At 64.4% G+C, this 1,414-nt stretch carries 1 protein-coding gene; it reads left to right on the top strand.

Going from position 1 to position 1,414, the window contains the following annotated elements:
* Positions 1-1,338, top strand: a 1,338-nt coding sequence (locus tag EN939_RS34120) for a GMC family oxidoreductase (RefSeq protein WP_127271810.1), incomplete at its 5' end; no start/stop codon positions are given.
* Between the last annotated feature and the right edge of the window lie 76 nt (positions 1,339-1,414).

A 1,414-nucleotide genomic window follows, 5' to 3' on the forward strand; every position in this document is an offset into this window, starting at 1 on the left:
GTCTGGATCAGGGGCGCGCGCGAGGATTTCGATGCCTGGGCAGCCGCCGGCAATCCCGGCTGGGGCTATGACGATCTGCTGCCCACCTTCAAGGCGCTCGAGAACAACCAGGCCGGTGCCGACACATGGCGCGGCACGGGCGGCCCGCTGCATGTCACCGACTGTTCGGACGCAGTCCACCCGCTGACCAAACGCTATCTCGCCGCCGGCCAGCAGGCCGGCCTGCCGCTCAATCCGGATTTCAACGGCGCCGCCCAGGAGGGCGTCGGCATCTACCAGATCTCGACCCGCAATGGCCGCCGCATGTCGGCGGCGTGCGCTTTCCTGCGCCCGGCGATGAAGCGCGGGAATGTCCGCGTCGAGATGAAGGCGCTGGCGACAAAAATCTTGTTCGAGGGCAAGCGTGCCGTCGGCGTCGAATATCTGCAGAACGGCGAAACGAAGACAGCGCGTGCCGGCCGCGAAATCATCCTGTCGGGCGGTTCGGTCAACTCGCCGCAGCTGCTGCAGCTGTCCGGTGTCGGCCCCTCCGCTCTGCTTAGCGGCCTGGGCATCCCAATCGTCCATGCCAACGAGAATGTCGGCGCGCATCTGCAGGACCATGTCGGCATCAACTACACCTTCAAGGGCAGGCTGCCGACGCTCAACCAGACGCTGCGTCCCTGGTGGGGCAAGCTACTGGTCGGCATGCAATACATCCTGACCCGCTCCGGCCCGCTGTCGCTGTCGATGAACAATGCCGGCGGCTTCTTCCGCACCGACCCTGCGGCGACGCGGCCCAACATGCAGCTCTATTTCCAGGCCTTCTCGACCGTCATTCCCAAGAGCGGCGAGCGCCCGATCCTGACGCCGGACCCATGGCCGGGCTTTTCCATCGGCCTGTCCAATTGCCGCCCGTCGAGCCGTGGCGAGATCATGATCCGCTCGGCCAATCCGCGCGACTACCCCAGGATAACGGCCAATGCCTACTCCACCAATGCCGATGTCGAGGAGATGCTGGCGGCGGTGAAATTCGTGCGCAAGATCGCCTCGATGCCTGCCATGGCCGAGATCATCGAGGAAGAGGTCCTGCCCGGTCCCTCGATCACCTCCGATGCCGATCTGGTCCAGGATTTCCGGAAGCGCTCGGGCACCGTCTATCATCCGGTCTCGACCTGCCGCATGGGGCCGGATCCCGCGCGCGCCGTCGTCGACCCGCGCCTCAAGGTGCATGGTCTGGAAGGTTTGCGCGTCATCGATGCCTCGATCTTTCCCGACAACATCACCGGCAACACCAACGCCGCCTCGATCATGACCGGTTGGAAAGGCGCCGAACTGGTTCTGGAGGACCAAGAATGAAGATCACCGACGTCAAGACCTGGGTTGTCGGCAATCCGCCGCCCGGCATCGGCGGCAAGTATTTCATCTTCGTCAA

Source organism: Mesorhizobium sp. M7A.F.Ca.CA.002.05.1.1 (assembly GCF_003998335.1).
Taxonomy (GTDB): domain Bacteria; phylum Pseudomonadota; class Alphaproteobacteria; order Rhizobiales; family Rhizobiaceae; genus Mesorhizobium.